16 protein-coding genes are annotated in these 19,913 nt (G+C 68.5%); 11 read left to right on the top strand and 5 right to left on the bottom strand.

Annotated elements, in window-relative coordinates; genetic code table 11:
- Positions 1 to 41 precede the first annotated feature (41 nt).
- Positions 42 to 854 carry a ParA family protein gene (locus ACFY9N_RS10345; protein ID WP_391478482.1) on the bottom strand — a complete coding sequence of 271 codons (813 nt, stop codon included), beginning with the start codon at positions 852 to 854 and terminating at the stop codon, positions 42 to 44.
- A 94-nt stretch (positions 855 to 948) separates the two neighbouring features.
- Between ACFY9N_RS10345 and ACFY9N_RS10340 the strand changes: the two genes are divergently transcribed.
- The 3 genes from ACFY9N_RS10340 to def all read left to right on the top strand — a co-directional run bounded on the left by ACFY9N_RS10340 (position 949) and on the right by def (position 6,297).
- Positions 949 to 4,356, top strand: a complete 3,408-nt coding sequence (locus ACFY9N_RS10340) for a pyruvate carboxylase (RefSeq protein WP_391478408.1) — start codon at positions 949 to 951, stop codon at positions 4,354 to 4,356.
- A 64-nt stretch (positions 4,357 to 4,420) separates the two neighbouring features.
- Positions 4,421 to 5,809, top strand: coding sequence for a MinD/ParA family protein (locus ACFY9N_RS10335; protein ID WP_391478407.1), 1,389 nt, complete (start codon positions 4,421 to 4,423; stop codon positions 5,807 to 5,809).
- Positions 5,806 to 6,297 (top strand): peptide deformylase, encoded by a 492-nt coding sequence (gene def, locus ACFY9N_RS10330; RefSeq protein WP_391478406.1) that lies wholly within the window; start codon positions 5,806 to 5,808, stop codon positions 6,295 to 6,297. Before ACFY9N_RS10335 ends, def begins: the two co-directional genes overlap by 4 nt.
- A gap of 71 nt (positions 6,298 to 6,368) precedes the next feature.
- Here def and ACFY9N_RS10325 read toward each other — a convergent pair whose 3' ends face one another.
- Positions 6,369 to 8,201 carry an AMP-dependent synthetase/ligase gene (locus ACFY9N_RS10325; RefSeq protein WP_391478405.1) on the bottom strand — a complete coding sequence of 611 codons (1,833 nt, stop codon included), beginning with the start codon at positions 8,199 to 8,201 and terminating at the stop codon, positions 6,369 to 6,371.
- 150 nt (positions 8,202 to 8,351) lie between these two features.
- Here ACFY9N_RS10325 and ACFY9N_RS10320 point away from each other — a divergent pair, with 150 nt between their 5' ends.
- On the top strand, positions 8,352 to 9,050 hold the full coding sequence (locus tag ACFY9N_RS10320; RefSeq protein WP_247622072.1) for a 1-acyl-sn-glycerol-3-phosphate acyltransferase: 699 nt from the start codon (positions 8,352 to 8,354) through the stop codon (positions 9,048 to 9,050).
- 37 nt (positions 9,051 to 9,087) lie between these two features.
- Entirely contained in the window at positions 9,088 to 10,428 is a 1,341-nt protein-coding gene (locus ACFY9N_RS10315) for a class II 3-deoxy-7-phosphoheptulonate synthase (RefSeq protein WP_391478404.1), read from the top strand.
- 106 nt (positions 10,429 to 10,534) lie between these two features.
- Here ACFY9N_RS10315 and pknB read toward each other — a convergent pair whose 3' ends face one another.
- Entirely contained in the window at positions 10,535 to 12,478 is a 1,944-nt protein-coding gene (gene pknB, locus ACFY9N_RS10310) for a Stk1 family PASTA domain-containing Ser/Thr kinase (RefSeq protein ID WP_391478403.1), read from the bottom strand.
- Between the two features lie 79 nt (positions 12,479 to 12,557).
- Positions 12,558 to 13,754, bottom strand: a complete 1,197-nt coding sequence (locus ACFY9N_RS10305) for a LysM peptidoglycan-binding domain-containing protein (RefSeq protein ID WP_391478402.1) — start codon at positions 13,752 to 13,754, stop codon at positions 12,558 to 12,560.
- 133 nt (positions 13,755 to 13,887) lie between these two features.
- Between ACFY9N_RS10305 and ACFY9N_RS10300 the strand changes: the two genes are divergently transcribed.
- Positions 13,888 to 14,238: an Rv2175c family DNA-binding protein gene (locus ACFY9N_RS10300; RefSeq protein WP_391478401.1), complete on the top strand. Its 351-nt coding sequence runs from the start codon at positions 13,888 to 13,890 to the stop codon at positions 14,236 to 14,238.
- A gap of 17 nt (positions 14,239 to 14,255) precedes the next feature.
- Here the strand turns inward: ACFY9N_RS10300 and ACFY9N_RS10295 are convergent, their stop codons facing one another.
- Positions 14,256 to 15,344, bottom strand: a complete 1,089-nt coding sequence (locus ACFY9N_RS10295) for a polyprenyl synthetase family protein (protein ID WP_391478400.1) — start codon at positions 15,342 to 15,344, stop codon at positions 14,256 to 14,258.
- 97 nt (positions 15,345 to 15,441) lie between these two features.
- Here ACFY9N_RS10295 and ACFY9N_RS10290 point away from each other — a divergent pair, with 97 nt between their 5' ends.
- From ACFY9N_RS10290 to ACFY9N_RS10270, 5 genes are all read left to right on the top strand, one after another.
- Entirely contained in the window at positions 15,442 to 15,819 is a 378-nt protein-coding gene (locus ACFY9N_RS10290) for a DUF3040 domain-containing protein (RefSeq protein WP_391478399.1), read from the top strand.
- A gap of 268 nt (positions 15,820 to 16,087) precedes the next feature.
- On the top strand, positions 16,088 to 16,519 hold the full coding sequence (gene mraZ, locus ACFY9N_RS10285) for a division/cell wall cluster transcriptional repressor MraZ (RefSeq protein ID WP_391478398.1): 432 nt from the start codon (positions 16,088 to 16,090) through the stop codon (positions 16,517 to 16,519).
- Between the two features lie 101 nt (positions 16,520 to 16,620).
- The gene (rsmH, locus tag ACFY9N_RS10280; RefSeq protein WP_391478397.1) at positions 16,621 to 17,559 is read left to right on the top strand and encodes a 16S rRNA (cytosine(1402)-N(4))-methyltransferase RsmH; all 939 of its coding nucleotides are present in this window, start codon (positions 16,621 to 16,623) and stop codon (positions 17,557 to 17,559) included.
- Positions 17,556 to 18,122, top strand: coding sequence for a hypothetical protein (locus ACFY9N_RS10275; protein WP_391478396.1), 567 nt, complete (start codon positions 17,556 to 17,558; stop codon positions 18,120 to 18,122). Before rsmH ends, ACFY9N_RS10275 begins: the two co-directional genes overlap by 4 nt.
- 23 nt (positions 18,123 to 18,145) lie before the next feature.
- Positions 18,146 to 19,912 (top strand): peptidoglycan D,D-transpeptidase FtsI family protein, encoded by a 1,767-nt coding sequence (locus ACFY9N_RS10270; RefSeq protein ID WP_391478395.1) that lies wholly within the window; start codon positions 18,146 to 18,148, stop codon positions 19,910 to 19,912.
- Position 19,913: the final 1 nt, after the last annotated feature.

Raw genomic sequence — 19,913 nt, 5'->3', positions numbered from 1 at the left:
ACCCTCGACGAGGATGGCCGTTTCTCATGTCTGCGGGTCGGTTACGCCTGCTGACCGCTCTCGGGCACGGGAATGCGGCCCGTGCGGATGATGCGATCGAGGAGCTGATCGAAGTCGGCGGCGAGCTCCTGGGCCGAGTCGCCCGGCCAGATGTGCAGCGGCTTGGCCGCGCCCTGCGCCTGCTGGAGCGACGTGCGCTCGGGGAGCTGGGGGGAGAGGACGAGCGGGCCGAACATGTCGCGCAGCTCCTTGATGCGGAACTGGTGCTCGATCGACTGCGGGCGCACGCGGTTGACGACGATGCCCAGAGGCTGGAGTCGAGGGGAGAGGCCGCGGCGGATCTCTTCGATCGCGCGGAGGGCACGGTCGGCTGCGGCGACCGAGAACAGACCGGGCTCGGTGACCACCATGACGCGGTCGCTCGCGGCCCACGCGGTGCGCGTGAGCGCGTTGAGCGACGGCGCGCAGTCGATCAGCACGAGGTCGTAGTCGGCCTCGACGGCGGCCAGGGCCTCTTCGAGCTTCCACACGTCGCGCACACTGGGGTGCGGGCCGTCGAAGTTGATGGCCGAGGGGCTGCCGATGAGCACGTCGATCGTGCCGGGGTGCACCTTCGCCCAGCCGCTGGAGGTGATCGCCTGACGGACGACCTTCTCCTTCGGGTTCGCCAGGACATCGGCGATGTTGAGTCTTCCGGCCACCTGGATGTCCATACCGGTGGACACATCGGATTGCGGGTCGAGGTCGACGACGAGAGTCCGGACGCCCCGGGCGAAGGCCGCGGAGGCCAGGCCGAGGGTCACGGTCGTCTTGCCGACGCCTCCCTTGAGAGAGCTGACGCTGAGTACGTGCACGGACTCCACGTTACCTTGCCCTAGTCTGGGGGGACACTCAGCCCCGCCCCATGTGCGTGCATCGGCGCGCACATCGAGCTCTTCAGAGGTGTGCATGTTCCAGAAGATCCTTGTGGCCAACCGCGGCGAGATCGCGATCCGCGCCTTCCGAGCGGCCTACGAAGTCGGAGCGAGGACCGTCGCGGTCTTCCCCCATGAGGATCGGGGCTCCGTGCACCGCCTCAAAGCCGACGAGGCCTACGAGATCGGAGAACGCGGGCATCCGGTGCGCGCCTACCTGAACGTCGACGAGATCATCCGCGTCGCGCTCGAGTCCGGTGCCGACGCGATCTACCCCGGGTACGGCTTCCTGTCCGAGAACCCGGAACTGGCGGAGAAGGCCGCCGCCAACGGCATCGTCTTCATCGGTCCGCCGGCTGCCGTGCTCGAGATGGCCGGCAACAAGGTCGAGGCCAAGCGTCATGCGGTCGACGCCGGTGTGCCGGTGTTGCGTTCGACCGAGGCATCCGCCGACGTCGAGGCCCTGGTCGCCCAGGCCGCGGAGATCGGCTTCCCCCTCTTCGCCAAGGCCGTGGCCGGCGGCGGAGGGCGCGGAATGCGTCGGGTCGAGACCGCGGCGGAGCTGGCGCCCGCTCTCGCAGAGGCGATGCGCGAAGCCGACAGCGCCTTCGGCGACCCGCGGATGTTCCTCGAGCAGGCCGTCGTCCGTCCCCGCCACATCGAAGTGCAGATCCTCGCCGACAAGACCGGCGAGACGGTTCACCTCTTCGAACGCGACTGCTCCGTGCAGCGACGCCACCAGAAGGTGGTCGAGATCGCGCCGGCCCCGAACCTCGACGACAGCATCCGCACCGCGCTGCACGGCTACGCCGTCGCCTTCGCGCGGTCGATCGGCTACGAGAACGCCGGCACCGTGGAGTTCCTGCTCGAGACCGCGGGGGAGCGGGCGGGCGAGGTCGTGTTCATCGAGATGAACCCGCGCATCCAGGTCGAGCACACCGTCACCGAAGAGGTCACCGACGTCGACCTCGTGCAGAGCCAGATGCGCATCGCCTCCGGGCAGACGCTCGCGGGCCTCGGGCTTCAGCAGCACAACCTGCACCTCCGGGGCGTGGCGCTCCAGTGCCGGATCACGACGGAGGATCCCACCCAGGGGTTCCGCCCGGACACGGGGAAGATCACCACCTACCGCTCGCCCGGCGGCGCCGGCATCCGTCTCGACGGCGGAACCGTGCACCAGGGCGCGCAGATCAGCCCCCACTTCGATTCGATGCTGTCGAAGCTGACCTGCCGCGGGCGCGACTTCCCCGCCGCGGTCGCCCGTGCGCGCCGCGCACTGGCGGAGTTCCGCATCCGCGGCGTCTCGACGAACATCCCCTTCCTGCAGGCGCTGCTCGACGACGACGCCTTCGTCGCCGGTGACCTCAGCACCTCGTTCATCGATGAGCGGCCCGAGCTGCTGCGCGGACGGGTGTCGAAGGATCGCGGCACGAAGATCCTCAACTGGTTGGTCGACGTGACCGTCAACAAGCCGAACGGCGCGCACCCAGGCTCCGTCGATCCCCGCACGAAGCTGCCTGCGATCGATCTCGGCGTCGAGCCCGTTCCGGGTTCGCGCCAGCGCCTGCTCGAGCTCGGACCGGAGGGGTTCGCCGACGAGCTGCGCGCGCAGAGCGCTCTGGCGATCACCGAGACGACCTTCCGCGATGCGCACCAGTCGCTGCTCGCGACCCGCGTGCGGACGAAGGACCTCGTGGCGGCCGCCCCCTACGTCGCGCGACTGACGCCGGGGCTGCTCTCGGTCGAGGCCTGGGGCGGGGCGACGTACGACGTCGCGCTCCGTTTCCTGGGCGAGGACCCGTGGGAGCGTCTCGACAAGCTGCGCGCAGAGCTCCCGAACGTGGCGATCCAGATGCTGCTCCGCGGACGGAACACGGTCGGATACACCCCGTACCCGACGGCCGTCACCGATGCGTTCGTCGCCGAGGCCGCGGCCAGCGGGGTCGACATCTTCCGGATCTTCGACGCGCTCAACGACATCGAGCAGATGCGTCCGGCGATCGCCGCCGTGCGGCGCACCGGCACCGCGGTCGCCGAGGTCGCGCTCTGCTACACCGGCGATCTGCTGAACCCCGACGAGAAGCTCTACACGCTCGACTACTACCTCGACCTCGCCGAGAAGATCGTCGATGCCGGGGCGCACATCATCGCCATCAAGGACATGGCGGGGCTGCTGCGACCGGCGGCTGCCGCGAAGCTCGTCTCCGCGCTGCGCGAGCGCTTCGATCTGCCGGTGCACCTGCACACGCACGACACCCCGGGCGGTCAGCTGGCGACCCTCCTGGCGGCCAGCGCCGCCGGCGTCGACGCGGTGGATGCCGCATCCGCACCGCTGTCGGGCACGACGAGCCAGCCCTCGCTGTCGGCACTGGTCGCGGCCCTCGCCCACACCGATCGCGACAGTGGAATCGACCTCGCGGGCGTCTCGGATCTCGAACCGTACTGGGAGGCCGTGCGCCATCAGTACGCGCCGTTCGAGTCCGGTCTCCCGGGACCCACGGGTCGGGTGTACCACCACGAGATCCCGGGCGGTCAGCTCTCGAACCTGCGCCAGCAGGCCAAGGCGCTCGGCCTCGCCGACGATTTCGAGCTGATCGAGGACATGTACGCCGCAGCCGACCGTATCCTCGGGCGCGTGCCGAAGGTGACTCCGTCGTCGAAGGTGGTCGGCGATCTCGCCCTGCACCTCGCCGCGGTGAAGGCCGACCCGGCCGATTTCGAGACGAACCCGGAGAAGTACGACGTCCCGGACTCGGTCGTCGGCTTCATGGCGGGCGAGCTCGGTGACCTGCCGGGGGGATGGCCGGAGCCCTTCCGCTCGAAGGTGCTCGCGGGTCGTACGGTGCGCGTCGGTCTGACCGACCTCACCGCCGATGACGAGTCGGCTCTCGCGGGCGACAGCGCGACGCGGCGCGCGCGGCTGAACACCCTGCTCTTCCCGGCACCGATGCGCGAGTTCAGCCAGATGCGCGAGCTCTTCGGTGATCTGTCGGTCCTCGACACCAGCGACTACCTCTACGGGCTCGTCGCGGGCCAGGAGCACCTGGTCGAGATCGATCGCGGCGTGCAGCTGTACGTCGGACTCGAGGCGATCGGTGATGCCGACGACCGCGGCATCCGCACCGTGATGACGACCCTCAACGGTCAGCTTCGCCCGGTGTTCGTGCGGGATCGCGCGGTCTCGGTCGACGCCCACGAGGTGGAGAAGGCCGACACCTCGGTGCCCGGTCAGGTCGCGGCTCCGTTCTCGGGCGTCGTCACCCTGAAGGCCGAGGTCGGCGCCACGGTTCGCGCGGGTGAGCCGGTCGCATCGATCGAAGCGATGAAGATGGAGGCCGCGATCACGGCCCCCGTCGACGGTGTCATCGAGCGTCATGCGATCTCCGCGACGCAGCAGGTCGACGCCGGGGATCTTTTGGTCGTCATCCGTCCCGCGCACTAACCTTGTCCGGGCGGGGGCGGCGCCGTGCGGCGCGCCCTCGCCCGTGCATGCTTGGAGCGAGACAGTGACCCCGAAGAAGACCCCCGATCCCCGTGAGGACGACGCGATGGGGATGCTCGACGACGCCGCGTCCGTGGCGACGGCCGGCATCGGCATCCTCGGCGGAACCGCCCAGGTGAGCGTCGCGATGCCGCAGGAGCACGAGGACGATCTCGCCGACGAGGCGGTCATCGACGGCGAGGTCGATGAGGCCGTCATCGCCGACATCGTGTTCGAGGACGCCGCCCCTGCGGCGACCGCCGCGCCGGTCCCTGCTGCCGTCGAGGTCATCGTCGAGCGGGAAACTGAGCCCGAACTCGTGCCCGCACCCGTTGTCGCGCCCGTCCCCGCTCCCGTGAAGGAGGCCGTCCCCGTGGAGACCCCGAAGAAGAACGTCGCGCCGCGCGCCGTTCCGCCCGAGGTGACGCTGACGTCCAAGCGCCTCGGCGAGCTGAGCGGTGCGAATCGCGAATCGGCCGATCTGCTCACGACCGATCGGCTGCTCGATCCGCACCGCCTGACGAAGCCCGAGCCCGAAGGCTCGTGGAGTCACCTGCTGTACTCGATCTCCGGGCGGCGCATCAACATCGGAGACGGCCGTCGCGCACGTGAGCGCAAGGCGCTCTCCGCTCGCATCGCCGCGCCGCTGCCCGGTGGAGCACGGTTCGTGCCGGTGCTCTCCCGCAAGGGCGGGGTGGGCAAGACCGCGATCACTGCTCTGTTGGGTATGGCATTGGCGGATGCTCGCGACGACCGGGTCATCGCGATCGACGCCAACCCCGACCGCGGCACGCTCGCCGATCGGATCGTGCGTCCGCAGCACACGAAGTCGGTGCGGGATCTCGCGCGCATCCACGATCAGGTGGCGGATTACCACGACATCTCGGCGGTGGTCGCGCGCGATGCGACTCGGCTCGATGTGCTCGCCTCCGACGCCGATCCGCGCATCGCCGAAGCCTTCAGCGATGTCGACTACCGCGACGTCGCTGACCTGGCGGCACACTACTACTCGCTCGTCCTCACCGACACCGGAACCGGCATCGTGCACTCGGTGATGGCAGCGACCCTCGACCTGGCCGACCGCATCGTCATCGTCTCGGGACTCAGCGTCGACGAGGCGCGCCTGGCGTCCGAGACGCTGACGTGGTTGGAGACCAACGGGTTCGAGGAGCGTGCGCACGACGCGATCGTCGTGCTCAACCACTCCACGCCCGGAACGCCTCTCGTGCGGGTGAACGAACTGGAGGCGCACTTCGCCTCCCGCGTTCGCAACGTCGTGCAGATGCCGTACGACGCGCAGATCGCCGCCGGTGGTGCGATTGTCTTCGCGAACCTGCAGCCCGAGACCCGCCTCGCGGCACGTCGGCTGGCCGCTCTGCTGATCGAAGGACTCCGGACGGAGGCATCCGCATGACCGTCCGTGAGATCCGGATCTTCGGCGATCCCGTGCTGCGCACCGTCTGCGCACCGATCGACCAGATCGACGACGGCGTCCGTGCTCTCGTCACGGACCTCGTCGAGACGGTCGAGCTGCCGGGTCGCGCCGGTGTCGCGGCACCGCAGATCGGCGTCGCGCTGCGCGCGTTCAGCTACAACATCGACGGTGACATCGGCTACGTGATCAACCCCGTCCTCACCGAGGTGCGCGGCGAGCCCGTACCGACGGGGGAGGGCTGCCTGTCGGTGCCCGGCCTCTGGCACGATGCACTGCGGTACCCCTGGGCGCGCGTCGAGGGCATCGATCTCGACGGCGCACCGGTCGTGCTGGAGGGAGAAGGCCTGCTCGCTCAGGCGCTGCAGCACGAGACCGATCACCTCGACGGCAAGCTCTACCTCTCGCGTCTCGACCCCGAGACCCGGCGGACGGCGATGCGCGAGGTGCGCGAGAGCGACTGGTTCTGACCCGACCGGAACGACGAGGCCCCCTGCGATGCGCAGGGGGCCTCGTCGTTCCCGTGGACCGTTCGAGCGGATCAGCCGCCGATCGCGACGTTCGTCGTCGACACCGGCTCGTCGTAGATCGCCGAGATCTCGTCGGCGAAGTCGTTCATGATGACGTTCCGCTTGATCGAGAGCTTGGGCGTGAGATGACCGGATGCCTCGGTCCACTCCGACTCCAGCACGGTGAACTTGCGGATCGACTCGGCTCGCGAGACACGCGCGTTGGCGGCATCGACCGCCCGCTGGATCTCGGCGCGCACGGCGTCGTTCTTCGCGGCGTCCGCGAGCGACAGGTCTGCGGGCAGGCCGTTGTTGGCGAGCCAGGTGGGCAGCATCTCGGAGTCGAGCGTGATGAGAGCCGAGATGAAGGGCTTCTGGTCGCCCACGACGACGACCTGACCGATGATCGGATTCGCGCGGATCGGATCCTCGAGCGCCGCCGGCGCGACGTTCTTGCCGCCGGCGGTGACGATGATCTCCTTCTTGCGACCGGTGATGGTGAGGAAGCCCTCGGAGTCGAAGCTGCCGATGTCGCCGGTGCGGAACCAGCCGCCCTCGCTGAAGGCCTCCGCCGTCGCCTCCGGGTTGTTCCAATACTCCTTGAAGACGTTGATCCCGCGGACCTCGATCTCGCCGTCATCGGCGAGGCGCACGCCCACACCGGGGAGTGCGGGACCGACCGTGCCGATCTTCGACTTGTCGGCGAGGTTCACGGTGGCGGGGGCGGTCGTCTCGGTCAGGCCGTATCCCTCGAGGATGACGACACCGAGGCTGTGGAAGAAGTGCCCGAGGCGCGATCCCAGCGGGGCGGAGCCGGATACCGCGTAGGCGACGTTACCGCCCATCGCCTCGCGGAGCTTGCCGTAGACGAGCTTGTTGAACAGGGCGAACTTCAGCTTCGTGCCGAACGGGATCTTCTTACCGGCTTCGACGAGCTTGGAGTGCTCGATCGCGACGTCCGCCGCGGCGCGGAAGATCTTGCCCTTCCCGCCGGCCTCCGCCTTCTGCTCGGCGGAGTTGTACACCTTCTCGAACACACGGGGGACGGCGAGCAGGAACGTCGGCTTGAAGGACCCCAGGGCGGGGAGGAGCTGGCGGGTGTCGGGCTGGTGACCCGTGCGGACGCCGGCGTGGATGTCGAGGATCGAGATGAAGCGCGCGAAGACGTGCGCCGTGGTGATGAAGAGGAGCGTCGACGCTCCGGGCACCTGCACGACCTCGTCCAGCGCCTTGGCGGAGTTGCGCGCGAGTTCGACGAAGTTGGAGTGCGTGAGGACGCAGCCCTTCGGGCGGCCGGTCGAGCCCGAGGTGTAGATGAGCGTCGCGATGTCCGAGCCCACGGCGAGGGAGCGCCGGCGATCGATCTCGGCATCCTCGATCGTCGCGCCCTGAGCGGTGAGGGTGTCGATGGCGCCCAGGTGCAGCTGCCACACCTCGCGGATGAGCGGGAGGTCACCGCGGACCTCGTCGACGCGGGCGAAGTGCTCCGGCGACTCGACGATCAGGGCGATGGCCCCGGAGTCCTCGAGGATCCACTGGATCTGCGACGGCGAGCTCGTCTCGTAGATCGGCACCATCACCGCGCCGGCATAGAAGAGGGCGAAGTCGACGAGCGTCCACTCGTAGGTGGTGCGGGCGAGGAATCCGACCTTCTCGCCCGGCTGGATGCCGGCGGCGGCGAACCCCTTCGCGAGAGCGATCACCGCGGTCTGGAAGTCGGCGGCCAAGATGTCGCGCCATCCGTCGCGTTCGGGAACGGCGAACAGGGCGCGGTCGGGGGTCGTGCGAACGCGTTCGACCAGGAGGTCGGCGACGTTCGCGTCGGGGTCGGCGGGGACGACGGCGGGAACTTCAAACTGGACCACGGCAGCTCCTTCGGTACCGGTCGGGTACGGGTTCCTCCCGAGTCTAGGGCATGACACCGGGTCGCACACCTGGTGAAACTGGGTCGCTTCCTGACGGTCGTTCCTGTGAAGTTTCCGGCGGAGTGCGATCGCGGGGCTAGACTCACGACGGTGTTCTACTGGTTGATGAAGTACGTCGTGATCGGCCCCGTGGTCAAGGCGATCTTCCGTCCCTGGATCGTGGGCCGCAAGAACGTGCCCGCGAGCGGCGCGGCCATCCTCGCCAGCAACCATCTGTCGTTCGCCGACTCGATCTTCCTGCCCCTCGTCATCGACCGGAAGATGTCGTTCCTCGCGAAGAGCGACTACTTCACGGGACGCGGTCTCAAGGGCTGGGCGACGAAGTTCTTCATGAGCGCCACCGGGCAGATCCCGATCGACCGGTCCGGCGGCAAGGCATCCGAGGCATCTCTGAACACCGGGCTCCAGGTGCTGGGAGGGGGAGACCTTCTCGGCATCTATCCCGAGGGCACGCGCAGCCCCGACGGCACGCTCTATCGCGGACGTACGGGCATCGCCCGGATGGCGCTCGAGGCCAAGGTCCCCGTCGTGCCGGTGATCATGGTCGACACCGATACGGCCATGCCGATCGGGCAGAGGCTTCCACGTATCGTGCGCGTCGGCATCGTCATCGGTGAGCCGCTCGACTTCTCGCGCTACGCGGGCATGGAGAACGATCGGTACATCCTCCGGTCCGTCACCGACGAGATCATGGTGGCCCTGCAGCGGCTCGGCGAGCAGAAGTACGAGGACGTCTACGCGTCGACCGTGAAGGACCGTCTTCCGGTGCGCGTCACACGACGTTCCTGACGCCGCCGACGCGCCGAGCGACCACTAGGCTGGGAGGATGCTCCCGCACGATATCGACGCCCTGGACGCGTGGCGCTCGCTCCCCATCAAGCAGCAGCCGCAGTGGCCCGACGCCGAGCGCGTCGCCGAGGTCTCTCGACAGATCGCGGCTCTGCCGCCGCTGGTGTTCGCCGGCGAGGTCGACAACCTCCGCGATCGTCTCGCCCGCGCGGCTTCCGGCCGCGCCTTCCTGCTTCAGGGCGGTGACTGCGCCGAGACGTTCGCCGGCGCGACCGCCGAGCAGATCCGCAACCGCATCAAGACGGTGCTGCAGATGGCGGTCGTGCTCACGTATGGCGCCTCGATGCCGGTCGTCAAGATGGGCCGTATGGCGGGCCAGTTCGCCAAGCCGCGGTCGAGCGACTCCGAGACCCGTGGCGACGTCACCCTGCCGGCCTACCGCGGCGACATCGTCAACGGTTACGACTTCACCGAGGGTTCGCGTCAGGCCGACCCGGGCCGCCTGCTGCAGGGGTACCACACCGCCGCGTCGACACTGAACCTCATCCGCGCCTTCACGCAGGGCGGGTTCGCGGACCTCCGCGAGGTGCACTCGTGGAACAAGGGCTTCGCGCAGAACCCGGCGAACCAGCGTTACGAGCGCATGGCCGCCGAGATCGACCGCGCCATCAAGTTCATGGAGGCGGCAGGCGCCGACTTCGACGAGCTCAAGCGCGTCGAGTTCTTCACGGGTCACGAGGGCCTGCTCATGGATTACGAGCGCCCGATGACGCGTATCGACTCGCGCACCGACACGCCGTACAACACCTCGGCCCACTTCCTCTGGATCGGGGAGCGCACGCGCGACCTCGACGGGGCGCACGTCGACTACTTCTCGAAGATCCGCAACCCCATCGGGGTGAAGCTCGGGCCGACCACGACGCCCGAGACGGCTCTCGAGCTCATCGACAAGCTCGACCCGAACCGCGAGCCGGGGCGTCTCACGTTCATCACGCGCATGGGTGCGGGCAAGATCCGCGACGCTCTTCCGCCGTTGCTCGAGGCCGTGCGCGACTCGGGCGCGACCCCGCTGTGGGTCACCGACCCGATGCATGGCAACGGCATCACGACGCCGACCGGGTACAAGACCCGTCGTTTCGATGACGTGGTCGACGAGGTGCGCGGATTCTTCGAGGCGCACCGCGCCGTCGGCACCTTCCCGGGCGGCATCCACGTCGAGCTCACCGGCGACGACGTGACCGAGTGCCTCGGTGGGTCCGAGCACATCGACGAGGCTGCGCTGGCGACCCGGTACGAGAGCCTCTGCGATCCGCGTCTGAACCACATGCAGTCCCTCGAGCTGGCGTTCCTCGTCGCCGAGGAGCTCGAGAAGCGCTGATCGCGGCACCTTCGAACGGCGAAGGCCGCACCCCGGAATCCTGAGGTGCGGCCTTCGTCGTTCGGTGAATGGTCCGAGACGAGCGGATGCCGGGGCGGGGGGTCGGCTAGAAGCCGCTGCTTCTGATCTGGAGAGTGACCTGGGCGCCCTTCCGGCGTTCGGACTCGGGTGCCGGGTCCGTTCCCGACACTTCGGTGAAATCGTTCGGGAACGCATTCCAGATCGCGTTCCAGGTGGGTTCGAAACCGGCATCCCTGAGGGTCTGCGCGGCCTCGTCGCGCGTCATTCCCGTCACGTCCGGGACCGGGAACAGCTCGGGCCCCTTCGAGACGATCAGCTGCACGGTGTCACCGGGGCGCCAGTTGCCTTCTTCCGCTCGGTCCGAGACGCCGATCACGATGTCCTTCTCGACGTCCGAGCTGAAGACGTACGACGACTCGCCCACGACCAGGCCGCGACCGGTCAACGTCGAGCTGGCCTCACCGACGGACATTCCCGAGACATCCGGGAAGGCGCCGGCCGAGATGTAGAGCTCGATGGTGTCGGCCTCGAGCACATCGCATCCCTCGGCGCACGCGTATGCCTCGCCACCGGCCCGTGGAGTGGCGAACGCATTGATGACCACGCCTTCGGCGGCATCCGAGAAGAGGACGACGGTCGTGTCGGCGACGTTCACATTGATGCTCGCGAGGTAATCGCGTGCGTCTTCCTCTGCCCGCCCGTTGAGCGTCTCGACCGTGTGAGGTGTGGGGCCGGCGGAGACGATCACCGACACGACCGCGCCCTTGTCGAGGCGCTGACCCTCGGCGGGATCGGTCTCGATGACCGTGCCCGGTTCGACGTCGAGAGAGAAACGATCCTCCTGTCGCGGCGAGAATCCGTCGGCGGTGAGCGCATCGGCCGCCTCGGCGTAGGTCATGCCCGCGACGCCGGGAACCGCGACGAGCGAGCCCGGACCGGAACCGAACCACCACCCGACGCCGCCGGCGAGCACTGCGAGCAGCAGGACGAGCGTGAGGAGGAACGCGCCGCGAGCACGTCGTCGCGATGCGCGCCGCCGGAGGAGCGTCGCGTTGTCCACCGTCTGTGGAGCGGGAGCGACCGGGTCCGTGACGGCCACGGTCGCGGGCATCACCTTTGTGAGGTCGCCGGAGTCGCTCGCGGATCGCGTCGGCGGTGCGGTCGTCGCGGCGGCGGGGGAGATGCCGAGCTCGCGTTCGATCTCGCGCAGGCGCTCGAGCATCTGCTTCGCGTCGTCCGGACGCTCGTCGGGAGATTTCTCCGTCGCCCACAGCACGAGCTCATCGAGCTGCTCGGGCACACCGGGGTTGCGGGCGCTGGGGCGTGGCACCGACTCGGTCGCGTGCTGGAAGGCGATCTGCATGGGCTGCTCGCCCTTGTACGGCTGCTCACCCACCAGCATCTCGTACAGCATGATGCCGAGGGCGTAGATGTCGCTGCGCGCGTCGGCGGTTCCCCGCGTGACGAGCTCGGGGGCGAGATACGCGATCGTGCCCAGCAGCTGCTGCCCCGTGGCCGTGTTGGCGGTGGTCGCACGGGCGAGGCCGAAGTCACCGATCTTGATGCGACCGTCTTCGGCGAGGAGCACGTTCTCGGGCTTCACGTCGCGATGGACGATGTTCGCCCGGTGCGCGGCGGACAGCCCCGACAGCACGGCGTCCATGATCGTGATCGTCTGCGTGATCGTCAGTCGCTTCTGCTCGCGCAGGAGTTCGCGCAGCGTGATGCCGGGCAGATACTCCATCACGAGGTAGGCGAGTTCGCCGTCCTGGCCCTGGTCGAAGACGTTCACGACGTGCGGGTCGGCGAGCCGCGCGGCGGATCGGGCCTCCTGGATGAACCGGCTCTGGAAGGCCGAATCATCGCTGAGGTGCGCGTGCATCACCTTGAGGGCGATGCGTCGTTCGAGGCGCAGATCCGTGGCGACGTAGACGGTGGCCATGCCGCCGCGTGCGATACGCGCTCGTACCCGGTACCGACCGTCGACAAGCCGCCCGATGAGGGGGTCGGCTTGCTGATTGGACGTCACGACAGAATTCTATGGAGAACTGCCTGAAAGGCCGGGGAGCGCCTCACCCCTGAGGGCAACCGGATTTCAGGACGCGCGATCACTGGTAGAGGGCGAGCCAACGGTGAGCCGCCGTCTCCCACTGCCCGTATCGAAGCGGGTAGGCCGAGATCTGCACGGCCTGCGCGGCATCCGTGAACGCCATCGACTCCCATCCGGGGATGTCGAGGAGCCCACGGGTCGTTGTGCCGTTCGGGTCGTTCGGGCCGCCGTAGAAGACGCGCGTGCTGCGTTCGGCATCCAGGATCTGCTCTGGCGCACCCCAGCCGGTGCTCGGTCGCTGCTGGAAGATGCCGAGCGAGTCGCGGTCGCCCCAGTCGAGATTGCGCAGATCCGACTCGACCATTCCGGTCGCGAGCGCGATCGCGATGCCGTGATCGGACACGCCCAGTTCTCGTCCGATGCGGATGATCAGCGCGGCGTTCGCCGCCTGCTCGGGGGAGAGATCGGCGGACTTCTGCGCGGGTGGGGCTTCCGCCGCCGCAGGGGCCGCCGCGGGTGCGGGGGCGGATACGCTCACCGCGAGGGTCTGTCCGGGGTAGATGATCGAGGATCGATCGAGCCCGTTGGCGGAGAGAAGCGTGTCGAGCGGGATGCCGTGACGCTGGGCGATCGCGAAGAGGGTGTCGCCTGCGGCGACCGTATGTGTGGCGGGTGCAGCGGCCGGCGCCGGCGCGGGCGTCTGAACCGCGGCCGGTGATGCCGTCGGGGCGGATGCCGAGATGACGAGACTCTGTCCGGGGTAGATGATCGAGGATCGATCGAGCCCGTTGGCGGAGAGAAGCGTGTCGAGCGGGATGCTGTGACGCTGGGCGATCGCGAAGAGGGTGTCGCCTGCGGCGACCGTGTACGTTGCGGGACCGGATTCCGGAACCGGGGCCGCGGGAGGCGGACTCGACGCGGCGTGCGGCGCATGGAGCCGCAGCTTCTGCCCGGGGAAGATCGTCGCGCGTGCGTCGATCCCGTTCCACGCGAGCACATCAGCTGTCCGCAGACCGAATCGCTGCGCGATCGCGAAGATGGTGTCGCCCGGCGCGACGACGTAGTCGGTGGGCGGGGCCTCCGACGGCACCACGCGACTCGGGACGCCGCTGAGTCGAGCGGTGGAGGAGGCGTCCGGCGCGGCGTCCGCCTCGGCGGGGGCGGCGACCAGGACGCCGGCCAGCGCTCCCAGGACGGCGGCCGGCAGACCGAGCGTCGCATACCGCTGGCGACGGGAAGAGGTGTTCGGTGTCACGAGGGGCCCCCTTTTCGAACCCTGCCACGCTGACACGGAAGTAAACGGAAGTCAACAGGAGTGAAAAAAGTGACTGATGTGAAGAGAGGCATCGCGGCATGCGCGACCTGCTCCGAGATGAGATAGTTGCTGGGTGTCTGAGAACGTTGATGGAACCCCCGCCCTGGAGTGGCTGACGCTGCCCGATCTCGTCGAGGTGCTCGACGAGCCGCTCGGCAGGGTGCGCCGACTCATCGACGAGCACCACCTCATCGGTTCGCGTCGTACCGGCGTCTTCGCCGTGCCGTCGATCTTCATCGTCGACGGTCGGCCGCTCAGCTCCCTGCGCGGCACGATCATCGTGCTGCAGGACGCCGGATTCGACGACGACGAGCTGATCGACTGGCTCCTCGCCGAGGAGGAGTCGATGGGGCGCTCGCCGATCGACGCGCTGCTCGCCGGTCACAAGAGCGAGGTCCGACGGATCGCCCGCACCCTCGCCTGAGGTCCGCTCGCGCCGGTTCAGGCCGCGCGAACGGTCGCGGCTCGCGCGAGATCGCGGAGACCACTCACGGCGGCGTTGTCCAGGCGCGCGCCGACGAGGGCGCGATCGGCCTCGCGGGCGTAGTCGGCGATCATGGCTTCGACGCGGTCGAGGGCGCGGGTGTCGCGAATCGTCGCCTGGAGGAATCCGATCTGTCCGGCGTCGAGCCCCGGGTCGCCGAGCATCTCGTCGACGATCCCGCGGGCGGGACGATCGAGAGCCTCTCGTGTGAGAGCGATCAGTACCGTGCGCTTGCCCTCGCGAAGATCGTCGCCCGCGGGCTTGCCGGTGACCGACTCGTCGCCGAAGACTCCGAGCACATCGTCGCGCAACTGGAAGGCCAGCCCGAGGGGGTGGCCGAAGCTCCGCAGGGCCGCCAACTGCGCCGCATCCGCGCCCGCCATTGACGCGCCGAGCACGAGCGGCTGCTCGATGCTGTACCTGGCCGACTTCAGCGAGGCCACGCGGAGCGCGCGCTCCGCATGCTCCGCATCGTCGTTCACCCTCCACGCCGACTCCTCGGCGATGTCGAGGTACTGCCCGACCGTGACATCACGGCGCATGCGGGCGTACTCGCGACGCACTGTCGAGGCGTGGGGGTGGTCGGTGATCGCCGACTCGACGAGGTCGTCGCTCCAGGCGACGAGGAGGTCGCCGAGCAGCACCGCGCCGGCGCGACCGAAGGCTTCGGCATCGCCGCTCCAACCGCTCGCGCGATGCGCGCTCTCCAACGCGCGGTGCGCGGCGGGGCGGCCGCGACGGGTGTCGGAGTTGTCGATGATGTCGTCGTGCACGAGCGCGGCCGACTGGAAGATCTCGAGTGCCGCGCAGGTGTTCCAGAGCGCTTCGTCTTCGGTCGCGCGAGGGTCGCCCCCGCGCGCCACCGCCTGCCATCCCGCATGGCAGAACCGCGCGCGCAGCCGCTTTCCGCCCACGAGGGTCTCCGCCGCGGCATCGAGCAGCGCGGCCGCATCGGGGCCGTAGTCGGCGGACTCGGCGCGCATCCTCTCGACGAACTGCTCCAGGCGGGACGCGACGGCTTCGACGATCGGGGCGGGGGAGGGCACGACTCCCAGCATACGTAAAGCAATGAGGGGGCGAACGGCTAGCCTCCGACCGCCGGGCGCGCGTAGAATGGAACGCACGATACCCGAGGGGGACGAAATGCCACTCTCCGAACAGGAGCAGCGTCTGCTCGACGAGATGGAACGCCATCTCCTCCACAATGACGCCGACGTCGTGAGCGCGCCTTCGGGCGATCGCGCACTGAGCTATCGGAACCTCGTCTACGGGGCGCTCCTGGTTCTGGCGGGCGTCGGCGGTCTGGTCGCCGGCGTGATCGTCGGAGACGTCTGGGGCATCGTGATCGGCGTCGTCGGATTCGCCGCCATGCTGGCCGGTGTCATGCTCGCCGTGACCCCGGTGCGCCGCGCCGTACCCGCGGCGACGTCGTCCGAGAAGCCGACCGCCAAGCGGCAGGACTCCGCGTCCTTCATGGACCGGATGAACGATCGTTGGGATCGCCGCCACGAGGGGAACTGACCCCCACCCACTTCTGAAGGCCCGGATGCTCTGAGCATCCGGGCCTTTTTCATGCCCTGAGCGCGCTCGGTCTCGGCCGGGACGCTATCGGCCTCCACTGGCCCTCCACCAGCGCTCCACTCTCCTCCACCGCGAGATTTCGCGGAGAATCGGCCCTTCTCTCGTGCTTCGGTGCAAGAATGCTCGGAATTTTCGTAGGAATGTGGAGGGAAGTGGAGTAAAGTGGGGCGCACCTCGAGTTGGCCGGACGGAGAGGGGGTGATGGCTGATGTTGTTGGGGACGCATTCTCCGAAACTGGACGACAAGGGAAGGGTCATCCTCCCCGCGAAGTTCCGCGAAGATCTGGGCGGCGGCATCGTCGTCACCCGTGGTCAGGAGCGCTGCCTCTACGTCTTCAGCACGGCCGAGTTCGAGGCGATGCACGAGCGGATCCGTCAGGCCCCGCTCGCGAACAAGCAGGCGCGCGACTTCATGCGCCTGTTCCTCTCCGGTGCCAGTGCGGAGATGCCCGACAGTCAGAACCGCATCACCATCCCGCCGCACCTGCGTCAGTACGCGGGTCTGCAGAAGGAGCTCATCGTCACCGGTGTCGGCGCCCACGCCGAGATCTGGGATGCCGAGAGCTGGAACGCATACCTCGCCGCCGGTGAGGAGTCCTACGCCGATCTGGAGCAGGAGGTGATTCCGGGCCTGTTCTGACCACGGCTGTGATGCCCCGCCGCTCCCGCCCCGACACACTTCCCCGGTGCCGGGTCGCGAAGCGGAGGGGGATCAGAGCCGAAGGTCACCCGAGAGAGATCATGAACCTCCGAGACATCCACACCCCCGTCCTGCTCGAGCGCTGCGTCGAGCTGCTGGCTCCCGCCCTCCAGGGCGATGGGGCCGTGCTCGTCGACGCCACGCTCGGCATGGGCGGGCATGCCGAGGCGTTCCTCGAGCGCTTCGGCAACATCCGTCTCATCGGACTCGACCGCGACACCGATGCGCTGCGCATCGCCGGTCAGCGGCTGGAGCGATTCGCCGACCGGATCTCGCTCGTGCACACCGTCTACGACGAGATCGGCCTGCACGCGCAGGGAGCATCCGGCATCCTGTTCGACCTGGGTGTGTCGTCGCTGCAGCTCGACGAGGCCGATCGCGGCTTCGCGTACTCCAAGGACGCTCCGCTCGACATGCGGATGGATCAGACCAAGGGCGTCACCGCCGCCGATGTCATCGCGACCTACAGCGAGGGCAACCTCCGTCGCATCTTCGAGCGCTACGGCGAGGAGAAGCTCGCCGGTCGTTACGCCCGGTTCATCGTCGAAGCGCGGCAGAAGAAGCCGATCACGCGCTCGGCCGAACTCGTCGACATCCTGCAGGCGGCGACGCCCGCGGCCGCGCAACGATCGGGCCACCCGGCCAAGCGGGTCTTCCAGGCCCTGCGCATCGAGGTCAACGCCGAACTCACGGTGCTGGCCGATGCGATCCCGCCGGCGATGGACGCGCTCGGGGTCGGCGGACGCATCGTCGTCATGTCCTACCAGTCGCTCGAGGACCGCCTCGTGAAGCAGGCCTTCGCCGCGGCATCCGCCTCGACTGCTCCGAAGGGCCTGCCCGTCGAACTTCCCGAGCACGCCCCGCGCTTCCGGGTCGTGACCAAGGGGGCCGAACTGGCCGATGAGGCGGAGCGCGCCCGCAACCCCCGCGCCATCCCCGTGCGCCTGCGTGCGGCTGAGAAGCTCCGGGAGACCGCATGAGTGCGCCCGCCGTCGTCCGTCGGCCGGCGCAGCCGGTCGCACCGAAACCCGCGTCGCCGCGCCGACTCCAGCCGGTCTCGGCTCCCGCGGCGCGCCGCAAGCCGAAGCTCGCGTACGCCCTCGTCGCGTTCGCCGGTGCGCTGCTGATCGGCGGTGCTCAGATCGCGCTGTCCCTGGCCATCACCCAGGACTCCTTCACCCTCGCCGGCCTCAGTTCGCAGCAACGCGAACTCGATCTCCGGACGAGCGCCCTCCAGGAGGAACTCACCGGTCTCAGCTCGCCGCAGGTGCTGGCGACGGACGCCTCGGCACTCGGGATGGTCGTCGCGGGCTCACCGTCGTATCTGCGTCTGAGCGACGGCGCCGTGTTCGGCACCGGAGCCGGAGCCGACTGGACGTCGACCATCGACCCGAACGGTGCCGGCGCAGTGAGCAACGCGGTGATCGCACCGCCTCCCGCCGCGGAAGAAGCGGCAGCGGAGGGCGACACCGATGCCCCGCCCTCCGGACAGGACCTGCCCCCGGCCATCACCGACGGCCTCCCCAGCCCCACGACGCACTGACCACGAACTGACGGAGAGATCCCATGACGACACGTGCCACACGCGGTCCGCGGCGACGCACGGTCGTCGCTCTCGCGGTGATCCTCTCCGTCCTCGCGGCGTTCGTGGTGCGCCTCGTCGACATCCAGGTGGTCAGTGCGGAGGAGCACGTCTCCGATTCTCAGCTGTACATCGGACACGGCGACACCATCGCGGGTCAACGCGGCACGATCGTCGACTCCACCGGAACGCCGCTCGCCGAGAGCGTGCTCGTCTACGACGCGGAGCTCAGCCCGCTCGTGATCACGCAGCTCGAGGAGAAGGACCCGGAGGTGCCCTGGGCGGAGGCATCCGACAAGATCGCCGCCATCACCGGACAGACCGGGGAAGAAGTGCGAAAGCTCGTCGCCGACGCCCTGGCCGTGAATCCGAACAGCCAGTACGTGGAACTCAAGAAGTCGCTCACCACCGAGCAGTACATCGAGTTGCGCGACCTCAAGCTCGCCTATGTGCACCAGAAGGCCCGCGAGACCCGGGTGTACCCGAACGGCGCGGTCGCCGGCAACATCGTGGGGTTCCTCAACGGAAGCGGCGAGGCGCAGGCGGGAATCGAGAAGATGGATCAGTCCTGCCTCGCGCCCACCGACGGAGAGATCGCGTATCGGAAGGGCAAGGACGGCGTCGTCATCCCCGGCAGCGAGAAGATCACGGATGCCGTGGACGGCGGAACCGTGCAGCTCACGATCAACAGCGATCTCAACTGGTACCTGCAGCAGATGATCGCCGAGGAGGCGCAGGCTCAGGGCGCGAAGGGCGGCACGGTCACGGTCGTCGAGGTCAAGACCGGCAAGATCCGTGCAGCAGCGGAGTGGCCGTCGCTCGACCCCAACGATCTCGACGGCGCGAGCCCGTCGTCGTGGGGGAGCCAGATCTTCCACCGCGACTTCGAGCCCGGGTCGACGTTCAAGGCGATCACCGCCGCTGCGGTGATGGAAGGCGCGGGCGTCACACCGCTCAGCACCGTCAGCGCCGCGTCGAAGGAGACCTTCCCGAACGGCGCGGTGATCAACGACTCCTTCACTCACCCGGCGTACAACTACACCCTCGCCGGTGGTCTGATCGACTCGTCGAACGTCGCACTCTCGAAGTTCGGAACCATGGTGAGCCCGGAGGTGCGTTACGACTACCTCCAGCGCTTCGGCGTCGGCGAGGACACGGTCGGTTTCCCCACCGAGGTCTCCGGCATCCTCCACCCCGTCAGCGAGTGGGACAACCAGTCGCTCTACACGACGACGTTCGGTCAGTACTTCACTGTCACCGCTGCGCAGGTCGCCGGCGCCTACCAGGCGATCGCGAACGGCGGCGAGAAGATCGATCTGTCGCTCGTCGAGTCGTGCACGCAGCCCGACGGCACCGTGGTCGCGGCCGACGAGCCGCAGCACGAGCAGATCATCGCCGAGCAGACCGCATCCGACCTCACCCGGATGCTCGAGAACGTCGCGGTGCAGGGCGGTAACGCCGATCGCATCCAGGTCCCGGGCTACCGCGTGACGAGCAAGACCGGTACCGCACAGGTTCCCGACGGCAACGGCGGGTACAAGGCCGGGGTCTACTTCACCAGCATGGTCGGGTTCGCCCCCGTCGACGATCCTCAGTACGTCGTCGTGGTCACCCTCGACGAGCCGACTAAGGTTGTATCGTCCGCGGCGACCGCATCCGCTTTCCAGAAGGCGATGACGCAGGTGATGAAGACCTATCGCGTGATGCCGTCCTCTACTCCCATGGACGAGTTGCTGCCCAAGTTCGAATAGC

This window comes from Microbacterium sp. NPDC008134 (genome assembly GCF_042957055.1).
Lineage (GTDB): Bacteria > Actinomycetota > Actinomycetes > Actinomycetales > Microbacteriaceae > Microbacterium.
This window is presented reverse-complemented; position numbering and strand designations above follow the sequence as displayed.